Source organism: Idiomarina solivarensis (assembly GCF_033052755.1).
Taxonomy (GTDB): Bacteria; Pseudomonadota; Gammaproteobacteria; order Enterobacterales; family Alteromonadaceae; genus Idiomarina.
Window position 1 is genome coordinate 106325 of the sequence record NZ_JAVFHZ010000004.1, and the last position, 23645, is coordinate 129969.

21 protein-coding genes and 1 riboswitch are annotated in these 23645 nt (G+C 49.6%); of the genes, 10 read left to right on the top strand and 11 right to left on the bottom strand.

The genetic code is table 11. The features are described 5' to 3' along the window. Positions 1-11: 11 nt before the first annotated feature. Positions 12-3731: a nitrate reductase subunit alpha gene (locus RBK99_RS08070; RefSeq protein ID WP_317504090.1), complete on the bottom strand. Its 3720-nt coding sequence runs from the start codon at positions 3729-3731 to the stop codon at positions 12-14. Positions 3732-4044: 313 nt separating this feature from the next. Here RBK99_RS08070 and RBK99_RS08075 point away from each other — a divergent pair, with 313 nt between their 5' ends. Beyond that, a complete protein-coding gene (locus RBK99_RS08075; RefSeq protein ID WP_317504091.1) occupies positions 4045-5841 on the top strand; it encodes an ATP-binding protein in 1797 nt (598 codons plus the stop codon). A 6-nt stretch (positions 5842-5847) separates the two neighbouring features. On the opposite strand, the gene RBK99_RS08080 is transcribed toward RBK99_RS08075, so the two are convergent. Then, positions 5848-7179, bottom strand: coding sequence for an MFS transporter (locus RBK99_RS08080; protein ID WP_317504092.1), 1332 nt, complete (start codon positions 7177-7179; stop codon positions 5848-5850). 222 nt (positions 7180-7401) lie between these two features. Here RBK99_RS08080 and narL point away from each other — a divergent pair, with 222 nt between their 5' ends. The 3 genes from narL (at position 7402) to RBK99_RS08095 (ending at position 10942) form a co-directional block, all read left to right on the top strand. Continuing rightward, complete coding sequence (gene narL, locus RBK99_RS08085) at positions 7402-8049, top strand: two-component system response regulator NarL (RefSeq protein WP_317504093.1); 648 nt, start codon at positions 7402-7404, stop codon at positions 8047-8049. Positions 8050-8051: 2 nt separating this feature from the next. Next, the gene (gene moeA, locus RBK99_RS08090) at positions 8052-9281 is read left to right on the top strand and encodes a molybdopterin molybdotransferase MoeA (RefSeq protein ID WP_317504094.1); all 1230 of its coding nucleotides are present in this window, start codon (positions 8052-8054) and stop codon (positions 9279-9281) included. A gap of 65 nt (positions 9282-9346) precedes the next feature. Continuing rightward, a complete protein-coding gene (locus RBK99_RS08095) occupies positions 9347-10942 on the top strand; it encodes a thiamine pyrophosphate-binding protein (RefSeq protein ID WP_317504095.1) in 1596 nt (531 codons plus the stop codon). On the opposite strand, the gene modC is transcribed toward RBK99_RS08095, so the two are convergent. The 9 genes from modC to moaA form a co-directional block, all read right to left on the bottom strand. Beyond that, positions 10932-12026 carry a molybdenum ABC transporter ATP-binding protein gene (modC, locus tag RBK99_RS08100; RefSeq protein WP_317504096.1) on the bottom strand — a complete coding sequence of 365 codons (1095 nt, stop codon included), beginning with the start codon at positions 12024-12026 and terminating at the stop codon, positions 10932-10934. The two genes, RBK99_RS08095 and modC, sit on opposite strands and share 11 nt — an antisense overlap. Then, the gene (modB, locus tag RBK99_RS08105) at positions 12020-12703 is read right to left on the bottom strand and encodes a molybdate ABC transporter permease subunit (protein WP_317504097.1); all 684 of its coding nucleotides are present in this window, start codon (positions 12701-12703) and stop codon (positions 12020-12022) included. The genes modC and modB overlap by 7 nt, the downstream gene beginning before the upstream one ends. Continuing rightward, on the bottom strand, positions 12696-13457 hold the full coding sequence (gene modA / locus RBK99_RS08110) for a molybdate ABC transporter substrate-binding protein (RefSeq protein ID WP_317504098.1): 762 nt from the start codon (positions 13455-13457) through the stop codon (positions 12696-12698). The genes modB and modA overlap by 8 nt, the downstream gene beginning before the upstream one ends. Further along, positions 13439-13897, bottom strand: a complete 459-nt coding sequence (gene moaE, locus RBK99_RS08115) for a molybdopterin synthase catalytic subunit MoaE (RefSeq protein WP_317504099.1) — start codon at positions 13895-13897, stop codon at positions 13439-13441. Before moaE ends, modA begins: the two co-directional genes overlap by 19 nt. Before the next feature lie 9 nt (positions 13898-13906). Further along, positions 13907-14152 (bottom strand): MoaD/ThiS family protein, encoded by a 246-nt coding sequence (locus tag RBK99_RS08120; protein ID WP_317504100.1) that lies wholly within the window; start codon positions 14150-14152, stop codon positions 13907-13909. Continuing rightward, positions 14149-14637 carry a cyclic pyranopterin monophosphate synthase MoaC gene (gene moaC / locus RBK99_RS08125; RefSeq protein ID WP_317504101.1) on the bottom strand — a complete coding sequence of 163 codons (489 nt, stop codon included), beginning with the start codon at positions 14635-14637 and terminating at the stop codon, positions 14149-14151. The genes RBK99_RS08120 and moaC overlap by 4 nt, the downstream gene beginning before the upstream one ends. 9 nt (positions 14638-14646) lie before the next feature. Next, positions 14647-15153 carry a molybdenum cofactor synthesis domain-containing protein gene (locus tag RBK99_RS08130; protein ID WP_317504102.1) on the bottom strand — a complete coding sequence of 169 codons (507 nt, stop codon included), beginning with the start codon at positions 15151-15153 and terminating at the stop codon, positions 14647-14649. Further along, complete coding sequence (gene mobA / locus RBK99_RS08135) at positions 15140-15715, bottom strand: molybdenum cofactor guanylyltransferase (RefSeq protein WP_317504103.1); 576 nt, start codon at positions 15713-15715, stop codon at positions 15140-15142. The genes RBK99_RS08130 and mobA overlap by 14 nt, the downstream gene beginning before the upstream one ends. A gap of 1 nt (position 15716) precedes the next feature. Beyond that, positions 15717-16694 (bottom strand): GTP 3',8-cyclase MoaA, encoded by a 978-nt coding sequence (gene moaA, locus RBK99_RS08140; protein WP_317504104.1) that lies wholly within the window; start codon positions 16692-16694, stop codon positions 15717-15719. Next, positions 16683-16823: riboswitch (molybdenum cofactor riboswitch) on the bottom strand. Its footprint overlaps the gene before it by 12 nt. A 156-nt stretch (positions 16824-16979) precedes the next feature. Between moaA and RBK99_RS08145 the strand changes: the two genes are divergently transcribed. From RBK99_RS08145 to RBK99_RS08170, 6 genes are all read left to right on the top strand, one after another. Further along, positions 16980-18278, top strand: coding sequence for a peptidase U32 family protein (locus tag RBK99_RS08145; protein ID WP_317504105.1), 1299 nt, complete (start codon positions 16980-16982; stop codon positions 18276-18278). Further along, a complete protein-coding gene (locus RBK99_RS08150; protein WP_317504106.1) occupies positions 18275-18472 on the top strand; it encodes a 4Fe-4S binding protein in 198 nt (65 codons plus the stop codon). The genes RBK99_RS08145 and RBK99_RS08150 overlap by 4 nt, the downstream gene beginning before the upstream one ends. A gap of 84 nt (positions 18473-18556) precedes the next feature. Next, positions 18557-19246: a helix-turn-helix domain-containing protein gene (locus tag RBK99_RS08155; RefSeq protein ID WP_317504107.1), complete on the top strand. Its 690-nt coding sequence runs from the start codon at positions 18557-18559 to the stop codon at positions 19244-19246. 19 nt (positions 19247-19265) lie between these two features. Next, positions 19266-20438 carry an acyl-CoA dehydrogenase gene (locus RBK99_RS08160; protein WP_317504108.1) on the top strand — a complete coding sequence of 391 codons (1173 nt, stop codon included), beginning with the start codon at positions 19266-19268 and terminating at the stop codon, positions 20436-20438. Positions 20439-20452: 14 nt separating this feature from the next. Further along, entirely contained in the window at positions 20453-22639 is a 2187-nt protein-coding gene (locus tag RBK99_RS08165; protein ID WP_317504109.1) for a thiamine pyrophosphate-dependent enzyme, read from the top strand. Then, positions 22636-23637, top strand: a complete 1002-nt coding sequence (locus RBK99_RS08170) for a malonyl CoA-ACP transacylase (protein ID WP_317504110.1) — start codon at positions 22636-22638, stop codon at positions 23635-23637. Before RBK99_RS08165 ends, RBK99_RS08170 begins: the two co-directional genes overlap by 4 nt. The last annotated feature ends 8 nt before the right edge of the window (positions 23638-23645 follow it).

The following is a 23645-nucleotide window of genomic DNA, read 5'->3' on the forward strand; positions in this document are numbered from 1 at the left end:
CCCACTCCGAATTATTCAGTGTCCAGGAAGTCGACTTTGTCCATCTTGCGGACCACCACGAATTCATCGCGGTTACAGCCAACTGTCCCGTAATAGTTAAAGCCATAGGCTTGTTGTGCGTAGCCGCCGATCATATGGGTCGGCTTCATAACCACACGCGTGACTGAGTTGTGAATACCCCCACGGGTACCGGTTAACTCAGAACCCGGCATATTCAAGATACGTTCCTGTGCGTGATACATCATGCTCATACCTTCAGGCACTCGCTGCGATACCACGGCACGGGCACAGATTGCGCCGTTCACGTTGAAAATATCCATCCAGTCGTTGTCTTCAATGCCCGCGGCCTTCGCGTCCACTTCACTGAGCCATACAATAGGTCCGCCACGCGACAAGGTCTGCATTAACAGGTTGTCAGAGTAAGTACTGTGGATACCCCACTTCTGGTGTGGCGTGATCCAGTTCAGAACAATCTCTTTATTGCCGTTTTTGCGCTTGTTCAATACCGGAGCAACCGTTTTCAGGTTAATTGGCGGCTTATACGCACATAAGGTTTCGCCAAAGTCACGCATCCACTCATGGTCCTGATAGAACTGTTGACGACCCGTAATGGTGCGCCATGGGATCAGTTCATGAACGTTGGTGTAACCGGCGTTGTACGATACATGCTCATCTTCCAGACCTGACCAGGTTGGTGAAGAGATGATCTTACGAGGCTGCGCGACAATATCGCGGAAGCGGATCTTCTCTTCCTCTTTCGGCTTGGCCAAATGGGTATGATCCCGCCCCGTCAGTTTGCCCAGCGCAGCCCAGGCTTTCACCGCCACATGACCATTGGTTTCAGGCGCCAGCGACAAGATGGTTTCACATGCATCAATCGCGGATTCAATTTTAGGACGCCCTTTATTAATGCCTTCTTCAACGTGCTTGCGGTTTAACTTACCGAGAAACTCAACTTCTTCTTTGGTATCCCAGTTAATGCCTTTACCACCGTTGCCCAGCTCGTCCATTAGCGGACCCAGCGAGGTGAAACGGTTATAGGTGTTCGGATAGTCACGTTCGACCACGGTGATGTTCGGCATGGTTTTGCCCGGAATGGCTTCACATTCACCTTTCCACCAGGCTTTACCACCGTATGGCTGTGCCAGCTCTCCGGGAGAGTCGTGCTGCAGTGGTACCGTAACCACATCTTGTTCGACACCCAAATGACCGACACTCGCACGAGAGAACTCTTTCGCGATACCTTTGAAAATATCCCAGTCACTGCGCGCTTCCCAAACCGGGTCAACCGCTGCCGTTAATGGGTGAATAAACGGATGCATGTCCGAGGTATTCATGTCGTCTTTTTCATACCAGGTCGCCGTTGGCAGAACGATGTCTGAATACAGGCAAGTCGTCGACATACGGAAATCAAGCGTGGTCAACAAGTCAATTTTGCCTTCTGGCGCTTCATCAACCCACTCAACATCTTCCGGCTTCTTACCACCAAACTCGCCTAAATCCTTACCCAACAAACCATGCTTGGTGCCGAGTAAGTGCTTCAGCATGTACTCGTGACCTTTACCTGAAGAGCCCAACAAGTTTGAGCGCCAGATAAACATGCTACGAGGGAAATTTTTCGGATCATCGGGCTGTTCACAGGCAAAGCGGACATCACCACTTTTAAGCTGCTCAACCAAATACTCTTTTACGTCTTTACCCGCGGCTTTAGCCGCTTCAGCGATACGTAACGGGTTTTGGCTCAGCTGTGGTGCCGATGGCAACCAACCCATGCGTTCAGCACGCGTGTTGTAATCTAAAATGGTACTCTGCCATTTATTTTTGTTCGCCAACGGCGACACAATTTCACTCATGTCCAGCTTCTCGTAGCGCCACTGGCTCGAGTGATTGTAGAAGAACGAGGTACCGTTCATGTGACGTGGCGGACGCTGCCAGTCCAGACCAAAGGCCAGAGGTGTCCAACCCGTCTGCGGACGCAATTTTTCCTGACCCACATAGTGCGCCCAGCCACCACCGGATTGACCCACACAACCACACATCATCAGCATGTTGATCATGCCGCGATAGCTCATATCCATGTGATACCAGTGGTTAACACCGGCACCCACAATGATCATTGAACGACCTTTGGTTTTGTCGGCATTACGACCAAACTCAGTGGCAATACGGATCACATCGGCTGGCTTTACACCGGTAATGTGTTCTTGCCATGCTGGCGTGTAAGGAACGTCATCGTTGTAGTCTTTCGCACGGTTTTCGTCATTGACACCGTTATCAACACCGTATTGCGCCAGCATCAAATCAAATACCGTTGCCACATAAGCGGTTTCGCCATTGGCTAATTCGACTTTCTTCACCGGCACTTTACGGATCTGAACTTCGTCGTGCTCAGTGTGCTGGAAATACTCATATTCGTGTGGCGCGCTGCCAAAGTATGGGAAGCCCACTTCGACAATCTCGTCGTTATTGTCTTTCAGTGACAATTGTAATTCGACATCGCCGTCTTTATCTTTTTGTTCCAGGTTCCACTTGCCCGATTGTCCCCAGCGATAGCCGATGGAGCCGTTAGGGCTGGTCAGGCGCTGGTCTTTACCGTTAACTGCAATGGTTTTCCAGTCTGGGTTGTTTTCTTCACCCAGGTTATCGACCAAATCGGCGGCGCGTAAGAAACGGCCTTGGTTCAATACTTTCTCGCCCGGCTCCAGCATGACCAGCATGGGCATGTCGGTGTAGCGAGTGACGTAGTCGTGGAAATACTGGCTTTGTTTGTTGACGTAGAACTCTTTCAGGATGACGTGACCAAAAGCCATTGCCAATGCAGAATCCGTACCCTGACGAGGTGCTAACCAGGTATCACCAAACTTAGAAGCTTCTGAATAATCCGGTGTAATAACACAGGTTTTCGTTCCTTTATAACGAACTTCAGTAAAGAAGTGCGCATCCGGTGTGCGAGTTTGCGGTACGTTAGAACCCCAGGCAATGATGTAGTTGGAGTTATACCAGTCGGCTGACTCCGGTACGTCTGTTTGCTCGCCCCATACCTGTGGTGATGACGGAGGCAAGTCACAGTACCAGTCGTAGAAACTCAGACAGTTTGCGCCAATTAAGGACAAGTAACGCGCGCCAGCGGCGTATGACACCATCGACATCGCAGGAATCGGTGAGAAACCACTGATACGATCCGGCCCATATTCTTTAGCCGTGTAGACGTTAGAGGCCGCGATAATTTCATTCACTTCTTTCCAGTCTGCACGGATAAAACCACCCATGCCGCGCGCTTCTTTGTAGCTTTTGGCTTTTTTAGGATCGGTAACGATAGATTCCCAGGCTTTGACCGGGTCTTTATGTTGTTCTTTAGCTTCACGCCATAACGTCATTAGCTGCTGACGTACTTTTGGATACTTCAGGCGGTTAGCACTGTAAATATACCAGGAATAGCTAGCACCCCGGGGGCACCCACGAGGTTCATGGTTTGGCAAGTCAGGCCGAGTTCTTGGATAATCGGTTTGCTGGGTTTCCCAGGTCACCAAACCATCTTTGACATAAATTTTCCAGCTGCAGGAACCGGTACAGTTAACCCCGTGCGTTGAGCGCACGACTTTATCGTGTTGCCAACGCTGGCGGTAACTTTGTTCCCACGTCCGGTCTTCATCGGTAGTAACACCATGTCCATCCGAAAATGGTTGCTTTTGCGTTTTAAAGAAACGCAGTTTTTCAAGCAGACGACTCATAATTAGACTCCCAGTCCACGTCTAACACTAACTAATAAATACGTGAGCAGAAGTGTGCGCGATTCTGAGCCGACTTGCCAGCAGCTAAAAACCCTTAACTCTTTGATATATATTAAAAACTACCACTAAGGGGGTATATTAGTTTAGTCCGTATAGATTGATTTCTAAGGAGTTTTATTAGTCTAATTGCGATTGATTATTAGTTATCTTGAAAAGTGGTAAAAAAGAGGTAGCCCAAAGTTATCGCTTGTTGTTTCCCTCTTTGAAAATGCTATATGATGTACCTGTTTTGTTATCCTGAATATGGTTTGGAATGATACGCAACGCCTCTATTATTAATGTCTTCAGAATATCGCTTGCGCTTATCGTGATCGTGGCCAGTGCCTCGTCGCTGTCGGCATTTTGGCTGCTGGAAAAATCAGAGCAGGATGCTGAATTGATCAACGTGGCCGGTTCGCACCGCATGAAAGCCTATAAATTTGCGTTTCAGTTATCTAACGGCGAAACCGCTCAGGCAAAGCAAACGGCAGAGAACATAGAAGCATTATGGGAGCAGCGGCTCCTGAATCGTCATTTAGTAAAAGCGGGCGGCAATGTCCAACAGTTAGGCCAAGAAGCCCGAAACGAGTGGCAGCGCTTACAATCTGAGATAGCCACACAAGGGTTCGGCAACTTATCCGTTGCGCAAAGTAAGGCCATCGATAATTACGTTAACCAGCTTGATACTCTGGTGGGTCAGTTACAGCAACATTCAGAAAAGCGAATGGAGACGGTTCGGAGTGCCCTGGCGCTAGCTTCGTTTGTCATTGTCGCTATCTTTTTCTTTCTACTCACTGTCCTTAAGCGCAAAATTGACCAGCCCCTTATGCACCTGCTATCGGTTTCCAAACGACTGGGCCAGGGTGACTTTACGGCCAAGTCAAAAATAGATAACGACGACGAAATTGGTCATCTGTCCCGCACCATGAATAAAATGTCAGAAACCGTCAGTTATTTTTACGGTGGCCTCGAACGGCGGGTAGAGCAACAAACTCAAGAATTGTCGCGTAAAAATAAAGTACTGTCCTTTTTGTACGATACCGCCCGCTCTATTATTGTTCACAGTTACGATTACAATAATTACCAGGAAGTCATAGAGAAGCTCTACGAAGTGGGCGAAGTTGAAGACATTGAGTTGTGCCTTTTGACCGAAGAAGGCAGCCGTCCGTTCTTGCAATTACAGCCACGCCCCAATTCACATGAGCCTTGTGCAGCAATCAGCTGTGCCACCTGTATTAAGGCCGGACCAGGTGCATCCGTTATTGAGGACAAGCTTGTTTACCGTTTTGTGTTAAAACGGGAAGACCATGATTACGGCGTGCTCATTGTGCGTTGTGAACAAAATCAACCGCTGGCGACCTGGCAGCAGCAACTGATGAGTTCAACCGCTGATCAGTTGGCCTTATCACAAAGCCTGAAGTCCGAAGAAGAGCAAGTCCGCAGATTGGCTCTAATGCACGAACGCACGGTGATTGCCCGAGAGCTTCATGATTCCCTGGCACAAGCCCTATCCTATCTAAAAATACAAGTCACACGATTGCACAAGGGCATTGAAAAGAATGATAAAGCGACCATTGATGATGTCAGCAGTGAGCTGCGGGAAGGCCTGAACTCCGCTTATCGCCAATTGCGTGAGCTGCTCACAACGTTCCGCTTAAAAGTGGACGGCTCAGGGCTTTATAACGCGTTGCAAACCACAGTTAAGCAGTTAACCGAGCAAAGTGATATGTCCATTCACCTCGACTATCGTCTGAATAATATCCCGTTAGCGCCACACGAAGAAATTCACTTATTGCAGATTATTCGTGAAGCCAGTCAAAACGCAGTGAATCATAGTCAGGGCAGTCAGGTTCAAATCAGCTTGTCACAACCCGGTGGGCAGGACGTCGAGCTTCGCATCACCGATGATGGTGTGGGCTTACCGGAAAATGCTGAAAAAGTGAATCACTATGGATTAGCCATTATGCAGGAGCGCAGCCGCAATTTAGCTGGTGAGATTACGATGTCACGACTGGACGACGGCGGTACCGAGGTCTTATTTACCTTTACTCCGGACTATCTGCTGCAGTAAAAATCGCTATGGATTATAAAACTGCCCATGCCGGCGCAAATAAATAACACCATTGAGAAAAAGCCCTATCACGTAGAAAACGATAAAGTCGATGTAAACGGTGTCGATACTTTGCGACTTTAACGCCCAGGCAAAACGCAGCGGCAAGTAAACAGCTCCCAGCATGGCGATAGTACCGGCCCAAATTAATACCCGATGTGTATAAATGCGAGGGAAAACTTTGGTCATAGTAACCACCACGGAGCCGTTCCCCAGCGCACTGGTAAAAATAAGACCCAGCATACTCATAAAGAAAGGCTCAAAGTACAGCTCGGTTTGACCATGCTGAGCAAAGTACATATAACGCCCCGCAATTGCGCCAAATACCATCATGAGCACTAAACTAATTTGCGTCACCAGAGCGCCCCCGAAAATTCCGGCCAACCAACGACCGAAGGGGCGGGCCAGAAGTGCGATAAAAGGCCCCATCCACACCAAAATTAAGGTGCTGTAACCAAACACAAGCTCCAGCACCAATGGCAATGCCATAGCAAAACCAATAAAACTACCAAAGGTCATGTTGTAGAGAATACTGCAGTACCAGACGTGTCCATTCTGAGTCAGAAGTTTTCTTACCCTTACTTTAGGCAATGACGGCTGGTCGTGGGACAACACAGCGGCGCCGACACTCAAAACAGCCGCTATAGCAAACAAGGCAGCCCAGACACAGCTAAAGCTGTTTAACAGAATATGCCTGCCTTCATCAACGCGTGCAAAGAAATTACCGCTACTGCGTTCCAGCACGAGCGATGAGTCTATGCTTCCTAACGGCCAGGTTGCCAACAGAGGTACCGCTAGCTGCGCCAAGAACAACGAGAATATGGTCATGCCAATAACCACACTCATAGATAACGGTAAATTTAACGACGTTTTAGACTGGCGAGTTAACTCAAACGCCGGCGCAAACATCATGCATCCTATACCTGACATAGCAGCCAACAGCGCCAGCATTGAGTAAGTGACTTCGGTTGCCGAAAACTGCACAAAGCTGTCAGCACTGACCATAAACATAATCATTGCGATGACAGCCGGCATCCAACGCCCCAGTCGATTAACAACCAGAGTTCCCAGCAAACGCGAGGCTGCTCCACTGCCGCCAGCTATCGCCACTAGCGACATCAACTGACTGGCACTTAACTCAGCGTTTGATTTTGCCAGCAGCACCACAATAACACTCCAGCTGCCCCAAAACGTCACACCAAGCAGTAAAGCGCCCAGCGTTAACCATCGCAAAAGTGCGTGAGAACCGAGGTTCCCGTGCAAGTCGCTTAGTGAGTTGGTAACCGAAGCTTTATCCATAAAACCGTTTTAATCTGTGTTATTCAGTAACTGATGACTTTGCTACTAACCCAAATCAGATACAACTCACATCAAGAGTTACTTTTAGAGCTATTATTGGGTAACGCGCTACCTATTTTTGGGTAAATTTTTTACTCAAAGGTGTAAGTTCCGCTTATGTGCGCTGAATTTATACACGAGCTATGTCAAACTAATCGAGTTAAACCAACAAGGGAGAAAACTATGACAACCGAAGCGGCCAGCATTATGCTAGTGGACGATCATCCACTGCTGCGAAAAGGACTAAAGCAGCTGATTGCAATGGAAGATGACATGACCGTTGTTGCAGAGGCCAGCAATGGACCTGATGCTCTGCTTTTAGCAGTAGAGCATGATCCTGATCTTATTGTTCTTGATCTCAACATGCATGGCATGGATGGCATAGAAACCCTCAAAAGACTCAGAGACTCCGGAGTCACCTCGCGCATTATTATGCTCACAGTCAGTGATGCCGATGACGATGTCGTTGCAGCGATTACCAATGGTGCGGATGGCTACCTACTAAAAGATATGGAGCCCGAGCTGCTGTTGGAACAGATCCACCGTGCCGTTACCGGAAAAATGGTGTTAAGTGAAGCCATTACCGAAATACTGGCAACGGCTTTACGTCAACCGACCCAATCGGCAACGTCTCAATTAAGCACTTTAACCAACCGTGAACATGAAATTTTAAGCTTAATTGCCAAAGGCATGAGCAACAAAGTCATTGCCCGCGAACTGGATATTTCCGATGGCACGGTTAAGGTTCACGTTAAACACTTATTGAAAAAGCTGGGCTTGCGCTCCCGTGTTGAAGCCGCAGTCTGGATGGTCAATCAACAAGGTGAATAGATATGAGTAACCCGTCGCTAATGCCTGTTGAGCAGGCACTAGAGAACATGCTCAATACCGTTTCAAAAATAACCGACAAAGAAACGGTGGAACTGCCGCAAGCGCTGGGGCGCATTGTGAACCGCCCCGTGAATTCAACATTGGATGTACCCGGTTACGACAATTCAGCAATGGACGGTTACGCCGTACGCAGCAGTGAAGCCAGCAAAGGCGCTAGTTTAACAGTTGTTGGGGTTGCGGCCGCAGGCCACCCTTTTAACGACGACATACCAGAAAACGGTTGTGTTCGTATTATGACTGGCGCCCCCATACCCAATTCCATGGATGCTGTTGTTATTCAGGAAAATACCGAAGCCAATTCGGACCATAGTGAAATTACCGTGTTACAAGACGTTCCGGAAAATGACAACATTCGCCGCCGCGGCAGTGATATTGCGTTAGGCGAAGAAGTGATTCCTACCGGTACCCGCCTAAGTGCTGTCGACATTGGTTTACTGGCATCACTCGGCATTGCTGAAGTGGCCGTTTTTCGTAAACCCAAAGTGGCCGTGTTCTCAACGGGCGACGAATTAGTTGCACCGGGCGACAAACTAAAAAGTGGACAAATTTATGACAGCAATCGCTATTTATTAATCGCCATGCTAGAAAAACTGGGCGTTGACGTTGTGAACCTGGGGCGTCTCAATGATGATTTAGACGCTATTAGCCAGGCATTAGAAGATGCGACACAAAGTTGCGATGCTGTTATTACCAGCGGCGGTGTTTCAGTGGGCGATGCTGACTTTACTAAAATGGCATTAGAACAACTGGGCTCTGTTTCTTTCTGGAAAGTGGCTATGAAGCCCGGTAAACCTTTTGCCTTTGGTAAGCTGAAAAACACCTGGTTCTTTGGTTTGCCGGGCAACCCGGTCGCCGCTGCGGTGACGATGGACCAATTGGCTCAACCGGTGTTGAAGCATCTGGCCGGCGAAAAACACATCAGCAGTGACGCTTATCAGGCAGTTGCCGCAGAAGGTTTGAAAAAACGCCCGGGCCGCGCCGATTTCCAGCGTGGCTGGCTTGAGCAAAATAAGGCGGGACAACTGACAGTCAGTAGCGCGGGCTCACAAAGCTCAGCAGTGCTCAGCACGTTTCGACGCGCCAACTGCTTTATTCGACTGGAACAAGAACGCGACACGGTAAAAGCCGGTGAGGAAGTGACCGTTCTACCCTTTTCCACGCTGTTGCGATAAATATTGATTAGCATCAATTCAGTCTGACTCAAAACATGGACACTGTTCCTTCGGGGAGGGTGTCCATGAAATTTACAGACGTACTATTAGATCAACTTGAAGAACTGGGGATAAACGAACTGTTCGGTATTCCGGGCGATTTTATTCTGCCGTTACTGGCCGACATTCAAAGTCGCCAACGCATGCCGTTTCATTACCTCAGCCACGAGCCTGCCATTACTTTCTGCGCAGATGCAGCGGCTCGAATTTGCAACCGCCCTGCCGCGGTGTTTCTCACCTATGGTGCAGGTGCGCTCAACGCCGTTAACTCAGTTGCCCAAGCTTATGAAGAGCATGTTCCACTGATTGTCATTGCGGGGTTTCCAGATCAAAAAGAAATTGACCGTGGCTTAAGCATTCACCATCAGGCTAAGCAGGTTGACTCGCAACGGCTCATCTACGAGCAAGTGACGTGTTGCCAAGTGCGCATTAACACGCCGGCAACCGCAACCGAACAACTGCAAAAAGCATTGAGTGCCTGCCGTAAATACTCTCGACCGGTATTAATCGAAGTTGCGCGGAGCGCCTTCGACTTCACCGTGAAACCGGCGAAGATCATGGCCTTGCCGGACATGCCGGATACGGAGTTGGCCAGCCTATCCACACAGCTCAGGAAACGTTTAAGCAAAGCTGAAAAGCCGGTCATTCTAGCCGGTATTGATGTGCGCCGCTTTAATGCTTCTGCTGCATTGGAGAGCTTTAGCAGCAATACCGGCATTCCGATTATCACCACCTTTCTTGGTCGTGCTGTGATTGATCACACACACCCTAATTTCGCTGGTATTTTTCTTGATGACGCCGACACTCAAACGTATCAACTTTTACAGCAGTCCGATTTGATCATAGCCGCAGGAGTTATTCGCACCGATAGTAATTTTGCCGCCCATAACCCGCTTTTTAGCAGCGAAAAGCTGGTCGATATCCAGCAAAATCATTGTCATATTGAGAAAAGTGCTTACCACCATGTGCGGCTCGATAAGCTATTCCGTAAATTGGAGCAAAGCAGCCTGCCAGCGTATCACTATTCTGATGTAGCAATTGCCAATTGTTCCTATGACGATACCTTTAATGCCGACAATGTTATGCGAACCATTCACCAACAACTGACCGAGAGTGAACAGGTCGTTCCCTTTGTTACCGATGTCGGAGATTGTCTTTTTGCCTCGCTGCAGGCTGAGCCCAGTCTTTGCCTTGCGCCCGCCTACTACGCGTCTATGGGCTATGCAATTCCCGCTGCTTACGGCATTCAGGCAGCGACCGGAATGCGCCCGATGGTGTTGGTTGGCGATGGCGCCTTTCTGATGACCGGGCTGGAGTTGGGTCATTTTCAGCGACACGGGTATGCCCCCATTATTGTGCTCTTCAATAATCGCTGCTGGGACATGATCCAGGCTTTTTCTCCTCAGCTTGAGTGCACCAACCTGAACGGCTGGAATTACCAGCAACTGAGCCAAAGCATGAACTGCGACTACTATTCTGTAAATCAACATCAGCAACTTGAGGACGCCATTGAACAGGCGTTAGCACAAACAAAGAAAGTGTCTTTTATTGAAATTGAGTTAGGGGCAAATACACGAACCGAAAGGCTTAACCGCTTTGCCTACCGTTTTCTTAATGCATAGCCGCCGCTTTAAATGAAGCGTAAACCTGTTGTTGCAGTTGTAAGTTCAAGCGTTTCACGGACGCGTTGGTCACCAATGCCCGTAATATTTCATCACCAACCGTCAAGACAACGACCGTTTCAGCAATATGCTTAGCAGGCTCAAAATCAATAATGCGTGCGGCAATTTGATTCGTTAGCGAGGTATTAGGCAAGTATTCAGTCGCAATACTGACATCACGTGCCCACACAAGTAACCGCCCTGCCCGACTCTTTGCCGTCGCACCAGCCGCATCGATCGCAGCATTTACCGGTAACCAAAGTTGTTGATCCGCTAACTGCCAGGCAAGCAACTCATCGGCCGCATTGAATCGGCCTGTCAGCTTGTCTGGAGGCGTTACTGATAATACCGACAATGGTCCTTCACTGTGCCCTGCTAATGAATCAATTTGAGTCTGCAATGTACCACTGGAGAGCATTTTCCCTTCGGCCATGATCACCACGTCATCAGCCAGCTGCACCACTTCCTCAACATGATGCGACACTAGTAGCATGGGTAGACGAAAGCGGGTCTGTATGCGCCGCAAGTCGGTCAAAATTTGTTTTTTCGCCGCGGCATCCAAACCATTCATCGGTTCATCGAGCAACAGTAACTGAGGCTGTGACAGCAACGCCCGACCAATAGCGACACGCTGTTGCTGTCCTCCGGAAAGCTGCTCGGGCTTGCGCTGCAATAATTCCTGCAGCGACAACATATCGACAATTTCAGCAAAGCCAATCGTCAGTTCATTTTCATCGACACGCTTTGGCATGCCGTAGCGTAAGTTATTTTCAACTGACATCGTGGTAAACAAATGAGCCTGTTGAAACACCAGAGCCAAACCCCGCTTTTCCGGATTTAAGCGGCACTTGCGCGAATGCCAGACTGCATCACGCCAGCGTACACTGCCCTTCAACCCTTGCGTTAAACCAGCAATAGCACGTAGTAAGGTGCTTTTACCACAGCCTGAAGGACCGAAAATTGCGGTTACCCGGTCGTCGGCGAAGCTGTGCGCCAGTTGTAGACAAAAATCGCCTTGCCGCTGTTCAATATTGACCGTTAGCATAATCGGCCTCGACTCAGAGTTCTTTTCTGCCAGGCGTAAACGGCGACCAGGACGGTAAAGGCAAAAAGTAACAACCCAAGAGACAGCCGTTCGGCAGCATCGTAATTCATCGCTTCAGCGTGGTCGTAAATGAGCACCGAGAGAACTTGCGTTTCTCCGGGAATGCTCCCGCCCAACATCAAAATAACGCCGAATTCACCTAAGGTATGAGCAAAGCTCAGTGTCGCCGCAATTAAGAACCCACCCTGGCAGGACGGCAATACTATGGTCCAGAAACGTCGCCACCATCCGGCACCCAAGGTTGCCGCAACATCCAGAGGCTCTTTGCCCAGTTGCCGAAAAGATTCAACCAGTGGTTGCACCGCAAAAGGTAAGGAATAAATAACCGAACCGATGAGAATGCCTTCGAAACTGAACGCCAGGTGATTTAAGCCCCAGGATTCCAGCGTGGAACCAATAAAGCCGTTAGGCCCTAGCCAGATTAACAGATAGAAACCCAGTACCGTTGGTGGCAATACCAGCGGCAAAGCCACGATTGCCTGAACCGGAGCCGCCAGCCAGCTGCGTTGATTTGCCAGCCACCAGGCAATGGGGGTTGCCAGTAGCAATAAAATAATTGTACTGAACGCTCCTAACTGGAGGGTTAATACAACAGCCTGCCAGTCGGCACTACTCATTGGTGGTTCCTGTTATTAATCCATGCTTCCGTTTGAGTTGATCAAACTCCTGCAGTTGCGTGAACTGGCTAAACTGTTTTGCCAGCGTTTTATTCTTTGCCCGCTTCAGCACCGCATGAGACTGCTTTAATAAAAAGTTATCGGTCATGTGCAATAGCAGCATCTGGTTGTTATTGCGTTGCTCAACCGGTAGTACCGAGAGCGCAACTAACGCCATATCCGCCGCACCGGTTAACGCCATTTGTGCCGCCTGAGCGACATTTTCCGCGTAAACCAATTGCCCCTGAACAGCATCGGCAAGCTGATGGCCTTCTAAAAAGTGCATCGCCGCCTTACCGAAAGGCGCATGACGCGGCTGTGCTATGGCCAGAGTCACAGACTTCATCCCCGCCAATTGCTCAACGGAGTCGGGCAGCGTTCCAGCTTTAGCGCTCCACAAAACCAACTGCCCATAACCGTCGGTGATCGCATCACCGCTTAAATAACCAGCTTGCTGTAAATGCTGAAGGTAATTGTCATCGGCAGAAAAATAGAGATCGTACGGCGCGCCATGCTGAACTTGCGTAGCCAGCTTGCCCGAGGAGGCAAACACCAGACGCAATGAAACACCCTCTCGTTGCTCAAACTCTGCTGCCAGCTCCGTCAACAAGGGTCGATAACTGGATGCGGCGGCTATGGTCAGATCCACCGCCCATACCGACGACGATAACAACAACAAGGACAACATCCAGAGTCTCACTGCTGCTGACTCCATTGCTTCGCGGCTTGTTGATCACTTTCCTTAGCTTCTACCCAGTGCTCACCTGATTCTGTGTGTTCTTTCTTCCAAAATGGCGCCTGTGTTTTTAAGTAATCCATAATAAAGCTAGCCCCTGAGAACGCTGCCTGACGGTGTCCGCTGGCAACCGCCACCATAACAATTTGTTCATTCAGAGCCAGATAACCGACTCGATGAATCACCGTGACCCCTTTAAGATTCCAGCGCTCCCCGGCCTCTTCCGCAATGGCAGTTAACGCCTTTTCAGTCATTCCCGGGTAATGCTCAAGCTCAAGACCACACAAGCCGCCTTCGGCAAAATCCCGAACTAACCCCGTAAACGTCACCACCGCACCGCAATGGTGGTTCTGTGCAAGGCGCTGGTACTCCGCGGCTAAATCAAAATCTTCCGACTGAACCCGAACATAGATACTCATCAATGACCCCTAGCCGCCGGTGACCGGTGGAAACAGCGCCACTTCATCACCATCTTTCACTTCGGTACTTAGCGGCAATAAGTTCTGGTTAACGGCACAAAGCAACTGATAACGCTCCAGCTCTTTGGCGTAGCGGTCGGACTGCAGCTTTAACACCTGCACCAACTCTTGCACCGTACCGACATCCGCATTAATCTGCGTTTCAGCCAGTCCCAGGCGCTCCCGCAAGACAGCAAAAAATTTTACGGTTATCACAGTGGCGTACCTCCTCTGGTCCAGTGGCCTCTTTTGCCGCCTTCTTTTTCCAGCAGACAGGTATCAGTAATCACCATTGCCGGATCCACCGCCTTGCACATATCGTAGACGGTCAAAGCAGCAACCGAAGCCGCTGTTAGTGCTTCCATTTCTACCCCTGTCGTTCCCGTCACCTTGCATAAGCTCTGAATGCGAACTTCCCCTTTGTCGCGATCAAGCTCAAAGTCGATAGTGACTTTAGTTAAGGCCAGCGGATGACACAGAGGAATCAGTTCACTGCACTTTTTAGCGGCCATAATGCCCGCAATACGAGCAGTAGCCAGAACATCGCCTTTTTTTGCAGCGGCCGCTTCCAGCAGTTCAATAACGTCGGTACGACTGCGTAACCTGCTTTGCGCCACCGCTATGCGTGTGGTTGTGGCCTTGTCAGCAACATCCACCATATGGGCTTCACCCTGCTGATTCAGATGGGTTAATTCACTCATAATTTTTCCTTAAGATAGATGGCCAACGAAGTTACAGGGGCCCTGCCGGGAATCCAGCTGCGGGCCCAGCAAGTTATCCCAGGCCAATTGTGCAGCGCCGCCAGAGCCCGGTACTGACGCCACTAAGGTTCGGTTTGCGAGTCCAGCAAAAGCGCGTGACTGCATACTGGATGTGCCGATATCAGCAAAAGAAAGCTGCCTGAACAACTCCCCGAACCCGTCAATATGCCGGTCCAGCAACGGCATCAGAGCATCTTGCGTTACATTATCTACCGCAAACCCAGTGCCCCCGTTGGTTACCACAACCTGAATATCTTCGTCAGCTATCCACTGACTGATCAATGCCCGAATCCGGTACTTGTCGTGCGGCAAGACCTTGCGTTCGGTGACCTTGTGCCCATCATTTTCTATCAGTTGCTGCAGTAGGTCGCCGGTGCTGTCATCCGCCCGCTTGCGTTTGTCGGAGAAAGTCACGACAGCAATATTCAGCGGTTTAAATGATTTATTGGCTTTCATGCTTCCACTCCTGAGTCTGGTCCTGAATTTGACATAATTGCGACCATTGTTGTGGGGTATTGGTATTGATAAGTTGCGCTTCGTGGTGACACGGTAAGGCCGTTGCATTGAGCCTTTGCAGTAAGGCAAAAACCGAACGTCGGCCATTATCAACGGCCAATTGCTGGTTTATGTCTGCCTGCAACTCGCTGCTGTTTGTTAGCACACAAGGCAGCGCACAGTCCCGATAATAAGCCGCTGACGCTTCCACGTTCAGCAGTGGCAGCAAGGTAGTCGCGGTTAACGCCGGCATATCCACCGGCACCACCAGTACTTTGTTAAACTGGCAATGTGCAAGGCAGGCGTGTAAGCCTGAAAGAGGTCCTTGTTCGGGAATAATGTCAGAGATGAAGCCCGGCTGATTGCGACTGATAAGAATGTCCTGGCAGCCAAGATCTGACAATTTAGTCTGCATGTGCTCCAGCAAACTGACCGAACCGAAACGCAACAAAGCTTTATCCTGCCCCATACGTGAAGAACGTCCGCCAGCCAGCAGAATACAACTGAAAGAAGCACTCGACATGTTAACCACCTATCATCGCCAGATGGCGTGTCGCTCCGCTGTTATTCTCGTGCAGGCCATGAGTTGCTTTTTTAAGCATGATGTTGTCCTGCAGCGCGTTGATTAACGGTTCAGGATCATCACTTTGCAAGTACTTGCGAATGTCCTGATGCTGTTCGGTAAACAAGCACAAGAACAGTTGACCCAGACTGGAAACACGCAAGCGGTTACAGTCATCACAAAAGTCTTTGCTATACGGCATGATCAGCCCCATTTTTCCTTTATAATCAGGGTGTGCAAACTCTTGCGCAGGACCTGCATTGTCGGCCTTTGAGGTAAGGGACCAGCCGTCGGACAGAAGCTCTTGTTTAATGGTATCGCCGCTCACATGATGACGCTTATAGTACTCCGTATTGTCGGTGGTACGCATCAGCTCAATAAAGCGCAGTGCCACGTTTCGGTCTTTAATAAACTTCAGAAATTCGGGTAGCTCACCACCGTTGTATTGTTTTAACAGCACTGTGTTGACCTTTACCTTGGCAAAATCCATATCAACCGCCTGATCGATACCTTCAATAATTTCCGGCAACTTGTTTTGTCCGGTCACCAAATGGAAAGTGCTGGGGTCAAGACTGTCGACGCTCACATTAATTGCGTCCAGTCCCGCATCGCGCCACGCGGGTAAGTCGCGCTTCATGCGATAACCGTTAGTGGTAATAGCGACTTTCTCAATGCCCGGTACGGACTTACAGGTGGCGATAATGTCAGTGAGATCTTTACGCAGGCAAGGCTCACCACCCGTTAAACGAATTTTGGTCGTGCCCAGTTTGGCGAAAGCGGTTACCAAACGACGTACTTCCGGCAGGGTGATTTCATATTTACGAGAGCTGCAGTCGGGGCCATCGGGCAAGCAATAATCACAGCGGAAGTTGCAGCTTTCAGTCAATGACAGACGCAAATAGGTAAAGCGACGCTTGAAGCGATCTTTTAGTTGTTGCATATCACACCTTTCCAAGTTCGGGAGGTACTGTCGTTTCCAAGAGCACCCTGGTGGCTGAATTGCCACGGCGTACCGTTCATACCCTTAACGAAAGGGCTTAGAGCCGGTAGCTCGGCGTAGTGTGCACAGCTTAGTAGAGCCCGCTATAGAGCGAAATTCCCTTGAAGAGAGGGCCCAAACTACCACTAAGGGGGTATTTGTGCGCCACAGCCCTTGATATGCATCAACTTTTGCTTATGAAAATTCTGCTAATCTTTGCCGCCACTTTGGTCAAACAGGTGTTTTATGTCAGCCGCTTATTTCCGTCCCGAATTGCTTTGCCCTGCCGGTAGCCCCGATGCTATGCGCATGGCCTTTGCTTATGGTGCGGATGCCGTTTATGCCGGCGAACCCCGTTACAGTCTAAGAGTACGCAACAACAGTTTTACCCTGAAGAATTTAGGTGAAAGCATTAACGAAGCCCACCAACAGGGAAAGCGCTTTTACGTTGTGGTCAACATTGCGCCGCATAACGCCAAATTGACGAACTTTGTTGATCACATACGCACCATTGTCGAAATGAAGCCCGATGCGCTGATTGTTTCTGACCCGGGTGTGGTCATGCTGCTGCAGCAGAATTTCCCGCAACAACCCCTGCATTTATCCGTACAAGCCAATACCATTAACTGGGCCGCACTGAAATTCTGGCAACAACAAGGCATTGAACGCGTTATTTTGTCGCGCGAGCTCGGCTTAAAAGAAATTGCAGAAATGCGCCAGCAGGTGCCGGGTATTGAGATTGAAGTCTTTGTTCATGGTGCTTTATGTATGGCTTATTCCGGCCGCTGCCTGCTATCAGGTTATATGAACAAGCGCGACCCAAATCAGGGCGCCTGTACCAATGCGTGCCGTTGGGGTTACGAAGTTCACGAAGCTAAGGAAAATGCGGTCGGTCAATATGAGCCGGTACTTCTTGGTGATCCCAAACAACCACAGGACTTGATGCTACTGGATGAAGACCAGCACGGTTCCTATATTATGAACTCCAAAGATCTGCGTGCTGTAGAGTACGTCAACGACTTGGTTGAAATGGGCGTGCACTCGCTAAAAATTGAGGGCCGTACCAAATCAGACTATTACATTGCACGAACCGCTCAGGTCTACCGCCGCGCAATTGACGACGCTATTGCCGGTAAACCCTTTAATACCGAACTGCTGAACGAGTTAAACGGTATGGCCAACCGCGGATTTACCGCTGGCTTCCTGCAACGTCATACCCCACAAGATCTGCAAAACTACGAACGTTCGCACAGTGAAGGCGAACATATCCTAGTGGGTCAACTGCATGGTTCCGAAAACAGCCAGTCAATTTACTCAGTGGCGGTGAAAAATGGATTCTCTATTGGTGACGATCTATTGCTAATGACGCCGAAAGGAAATTATCGGTTTCAGTTAGCGCGCATGGAGTCAGTGAAAGACGAAGCCATGATCCGGGCACCCGGCTCAGGCTACCAAGTAAAAATACAGACGCCAGTCACGATAGAGGCGAACGACATTCCTTATTGTTTTCTAGTCAAAGAAACAGCGGTGAGAAAAGTGGCATGATTGTCATTAACGAGAGTTGTATTAACTGTGATATTTGCGAGCCAGAGTGCCCAACCGAGGCTATTGCTATGGGCGACAGTATTTACGAAGTGAATCAGGACAAGTGCGTAGAGTGCGAAGGTTATTACGATACGCCCAACTGTTACGTGGTCTGTCCGGTTGAAGCCGTCGACATTCTACAAGCAAAGAGGTAACGGCCTCTCTCTTTAGAGGTAGATAAATCATCAGGAGGGTTTTGTATAGTGAACCAGATCAATAATTCAGTAGATGAGATGACTATGCGTACCCCAATTCAATGCAGCCAATGCAGTATGCAATCGATTTGCGTCCCGGCGGGCTTAATTCCCAGCGACGTTGAAATTCTCGACAAAAGTAGCCGCGAGCCACACCTTTATAATAAGCGCAGCGTGGTTTATAGCGAAGATCGCGCCCTGAACTCGGTATTTGCCATAAAAAGCGGTTCAGTCAAATGCTACACCATAGACAGCAATGGCAAGCAGCAAATCACCAGTTTCCACCTGGTGGGCGATATTGTCGGTCTGGAAGCCTTGGCCAGCGGTAAAGCCGCCACCTACTGCGAAACGTTAGAGACCTCGATGCTCTGCGAAATTAAATTAAATAAACTCTTCGCTCAAGAGCTGCCCAAAGTCGAAAATAATCTCCTGCAGCTAATGAGTCGGCGCTTAGCCAACTGCAGTAAGCACTACCTCAACGTCGTGAATACCAGCGCTGAACAAAAAGTCATCGCTTTTTTGCTTTCAATCAGTACGCATATGCATCAACATGGCTTGTCTCGCAATGAATACCGACTGCCAATGACACGGACGGACATTGCCAACTATCTGGGTTTGGCTGTTGAAACCGTCAGTCGTATTTTTACCTCGTTAAAGGAGCAATCCCTTATCGATACCAAGCAGTCTATTTTGACCATTAACAATTTAAATGCCTTAGAGCGCCGCGTCGCATAACGCTATTTCAGGAGGTTACATGTCATCCGCTGGTTTTAATTGGTCCGATCCTCTCAACTGGCAAAACGCTTTGTCCGATGAAGAGAAAATGATTCAGCAAAGCGCTCATCAGTATGCTCAGGAAAAGCTCATGCCGCGCGTGCTGGAAGCCAACCGCAACGAGAACTTTGATCGCAATATTATGAACGAGCTGGGTGAGATGGGTCTATTAGGCGCAACTTTACCAGAAGAATACGGCGGCAGCGGTGTAAACCACGTTAGTTACGGTCTTATTGCCCGCGAAATTGAGCGTGTCGACAGCGGCTACCGCAGTGCCATGAGTGTTCAGTCCTCTTTAGTCATGCACCCTATTTACACGTTTGGCAGTGAAGCACAGCGTAAAAAATACTTACCGAAACTGGCAACCGGCGAATGGGTTGGTTGTTTTGGTTTAACAGAACCGGACTCCGGCTCAGACCCCGCCAGTATGCGCACCACCGCCAGGCGCACTGATAACGGTTACGTGCTGTCGGGTTCAAAAATGTGGATAACCAACTCGCCTATCGCCGACGTATTCGTGGTCTGGGCGAAACTTGACGGTGAAATTAGAGGCTTTGTGCTGGAAAAAGGTATGAAAGGTCTGAGCGCACCGAAAATTGACGGTAAATTCTCTCTGCGCGCGTCCATAACCGGCGAAATAGTCATGGACGGTGTAGAAGTTTCAGAAGACCATATTTTCCCGGAAGTGAAAGGTCTAAAAGGCCCCTTTAGCTGCCTCAATAAAGCCCGTTACGGCATAGCCTGGGGCTCGCTGGGTGCGGCAGAATTCTGTTGGCACGCAGCGCGACAGTATACGTTAGAACGCAGCCAGTTTGGTCGTCCACTGGCGGCTAACCAGTTAATACAGAAAAAATTGGCCGACATGCAAACCGAAATCAGTCTGGGCTTACTGGGTTGCTTACAGGCCGGTCGTGAGCTCGATAACGGCACTCTGAGCCCCATTGCCATCTCGCTGATTAAACGTAACAGCTGCGGCAAAGCACTGGACATTGCCCGTCAGGCGAGAGACATGCACGGTGGCAACGGCATTGCCGACGAGTACCACGTTATTCGCCATGTAATGAACTTAGAAGCGGTGAATACCTACGAGGGTACCCACGATATTCACGCGCTGATTTTAGGTCGTTCTCAGACCGACATTCCTGCGTTTTAATAGCGAGGGTTACCATGCGTTGCGATATTGAGGGCTGGCAACAGGACTTCATGGAGCGACTGGCGCAGGAAGACTTACCTGCGCCTGCATCGCACCCTTCCAGCTTAAGTGATGCCGATTTATTTGCTCTGTTTCACAGTCAGGTGCTCAGCCGGTTCACCGATATAGAATCACGACGTTTGCAAAAACAAGGCAAAAGCTTCTATACCATTGGCAGTGCCGGGCACGAAGGTAATGCAGCCATTGCGGCAGCACTGCGGATAACCGACCCCGCGTTCCTGCACTACCGAAGCGGGGCCTTTTTCTTGCAACGCGCCAAACAGTCCGACGGTGCGCACTCTTTGTATGACTTAATGCTGTCGTTCTGCGCATCCAGTGATGACCCAATCTCCGGCGGTCGCCACAAAGTACTGGGCAGTTTAGCGCTGAATATACCACCGCAAACCTCCACCATTGCGTCGCATTTACCCAAAGCCATGGGCACCGCCTACGCTATTGGATTAAGCAAACGACTCAAACAAGAAGGCCACTGGCCGCACGATGCTATTGTGCTGTGTAACTTTGGTGATGCCTCTGCAAACCACTCCACTGCCGTAGGCGCACTTAATGCCACCGGCTGGAGCGCGTACCAGGGCATGCCAATGCCGATACTTTACGTCTGCGAAGACAATGGCATCGGCATTTCTACATCGACACCCCATGGTTGGACCGCTCAGCAACTTCAGAATTACCCGTCAATACGGTATTACTTTGCAGACGGTGCCAATGTCAGTGAATCATACGCAGTAGCCTGTCAGGCGGCCGAATATATCAGGCGCACACGAAAACCCGCTATTTTGCATTTAAAAACGCAGCGCTTTTTCGGGCATGCGGGTGCCGACGCCGAGGTTGCCTACCGAAGCACTGAGTCGATAGAGCAAAGCTTTGAAACGGATGTGCTGTTACAAACTGCCGCTCAGGTTATAGAGCGTGGTGCGTGTTCTGGTGCTGAATTGGCGGAAAAAGCACACTGTTGGTTACAACGTATTCATAGAGTCGGAGCCGAAGCCTCCAGCCGTCCGCGGCTCGAATCGGCAGATTCGGTCATGGCCTCTATTATTCCGAAAACCCAGTGCAATGACGCTGACGCGCTCGATAATAAACAACAGCAAGCGCTGTTCGCCTTCGACAAACACAACATAAAAAAGCCTCAACCCTTAGGTAAGATGATCAACTGGGCACTGCATGAAATATTGGCCCGCTATCAGAACACGGTGGTGTTTGGTGAGGATGTCGCGAAAAAAGGCGGCGTTTATCATGTGACTCACCATTTGGTTGAGCAATTTGGTGCAAACCGTGTAGTCAACACCTTACTGGATGAACAAAGCATTCTTGGGCTGGCGATGGGTATGGCTCAACAAGGTTTTCTACCCATACCGGAAATACAATTTTTGGCTTACGTGCACAATGCCGAAGACCAAATCCGAGGCGAAGCTGCAACCTTGCCCTTTTTCTCTAATGGTCAGTATCACAACGGCATGGTGCTTCGTATTGCCGGCCTTGCCTATCAAAAAGGGTTTGGTGGCCACTTTCACAATGACAACTCTTTTGCCGTGTTCCGCGACATTCCGGGCGTTATTGTTATGTGCCCATCGAACGGATACGACGCCGTATTAATGATGCGACAGGCCGTGCAACTGGCTCATTGCCAAAAGCGCTTGGTGATCTTCTTAGAACCCATAGCGCTTTACATGACTCGGGATTTGCTTGAAGAGGGTGATAAAGGCTGGCTGCGTGAATTTCCGCAGGCAAATACTCCTCTGCCCGCTTTGGGTGAACCGGCTCACTATGGTGAAGGCGACGAACTGGTCATCATCACCTATGGTAACGGCTATTACTTAAGTCGACAGGCGTGCCAGGAACTGTCCTGTGAAAAGCGCATTCGCATTCTCGATTTGCGTTACTTAGTTCCATTGGACATTGAGAAAATCATAGATGCGATTGGTTCAACAAAGCACATTCTCATTGTCGATGAGTGTCGCAACCGGGGGTCATTAAGTGAAGAGCTATTCACAGCCCTGCATGAACACCAGAGTGACTGGCAGCGTATTGATCGCATTACCGCTAAAGACAGCTTTATTCCTTTGGGTTCCGCCGCTTATAAAGTACTGCCCGGAAAGGCGGATATTCTTAATTATTTACAGGAGCATTTAGGCCAATGAAACAAACTGCCGTTATCGTCTGTCCCGGTCGTGGTGGTTACAACAAGCCTGAGTTAGGCTCTATCAGCCACCGCCATTTGCCACAGCAAAATAGGCTTATTTCCAGCCTGGACAAGGTTCGGGAAAACGAAGGACTGCTTAGCGTTTCCGAACTGGACCAAAAAAGTAAATTTGATCGCCGATTGCATTTAAAGCCGGAGAACTCCGCCGCTTTAATTTTTGCCGCTGGTTATGCCGACTTTAAAACGGTCAACCCGGAAGAGTACGAGATTGTTGCCGTTACCGGAAATTCTATGGGTTGGTATACCGCTCTGGCCTGCGCCGGTGTATGGAAAGCTGATAACGCAATGTCGATTGTCACCGATATGGCAAAGCGCACCGCGGAAGCTGAAGGCGCGCAACTGATCTACCCCGTAATGAACGAACAATGGCAACCGGACAAAACGCGGGAACAGGCAGTAAGTCAATTACTGATGAAACATGCCGGAGAATTGTTCTTATCGATTCGTTACGGTGGCTACGTATTGCTGGCGGGCACTGAGAACGCAATTAACGCAGCCAGTAAAGCGTTGGAGCCGGTCGATGACCGTTTCCCTATGATTCTGCCTGGCCATGCGGCGTTCCATTCGCCGCTAATGAAAGCAGCATCAGAACAAGCATTAGCGGTATGGAACTCGCACTATTTCCGACAGCCCGAACTCCCATTGATAGATGGTCGGGGTGTCATTTGGGAGCCGCCCGGATGTGATTTGAATGCACTGCAAAACTACACCTTTGGCCATCAGGTAACCGAGTATTACGACTACACTAAAGCCATTACCGTTGCGTTAAGAGAGTTTGCTCCTGATAAATTATTGCTGCTGGGACCTGGTAACAGCCTGGGCGGTGCCACCGGACAAAGCCTGGTGGCCGCAAACTGGCGTAACCTTTCCAATAAAGACGACTTTGTTCATAGACAGGAAAGTGAAAAAGCCCCTGTGATTAGCCTGGGGCTATAATACGGTAA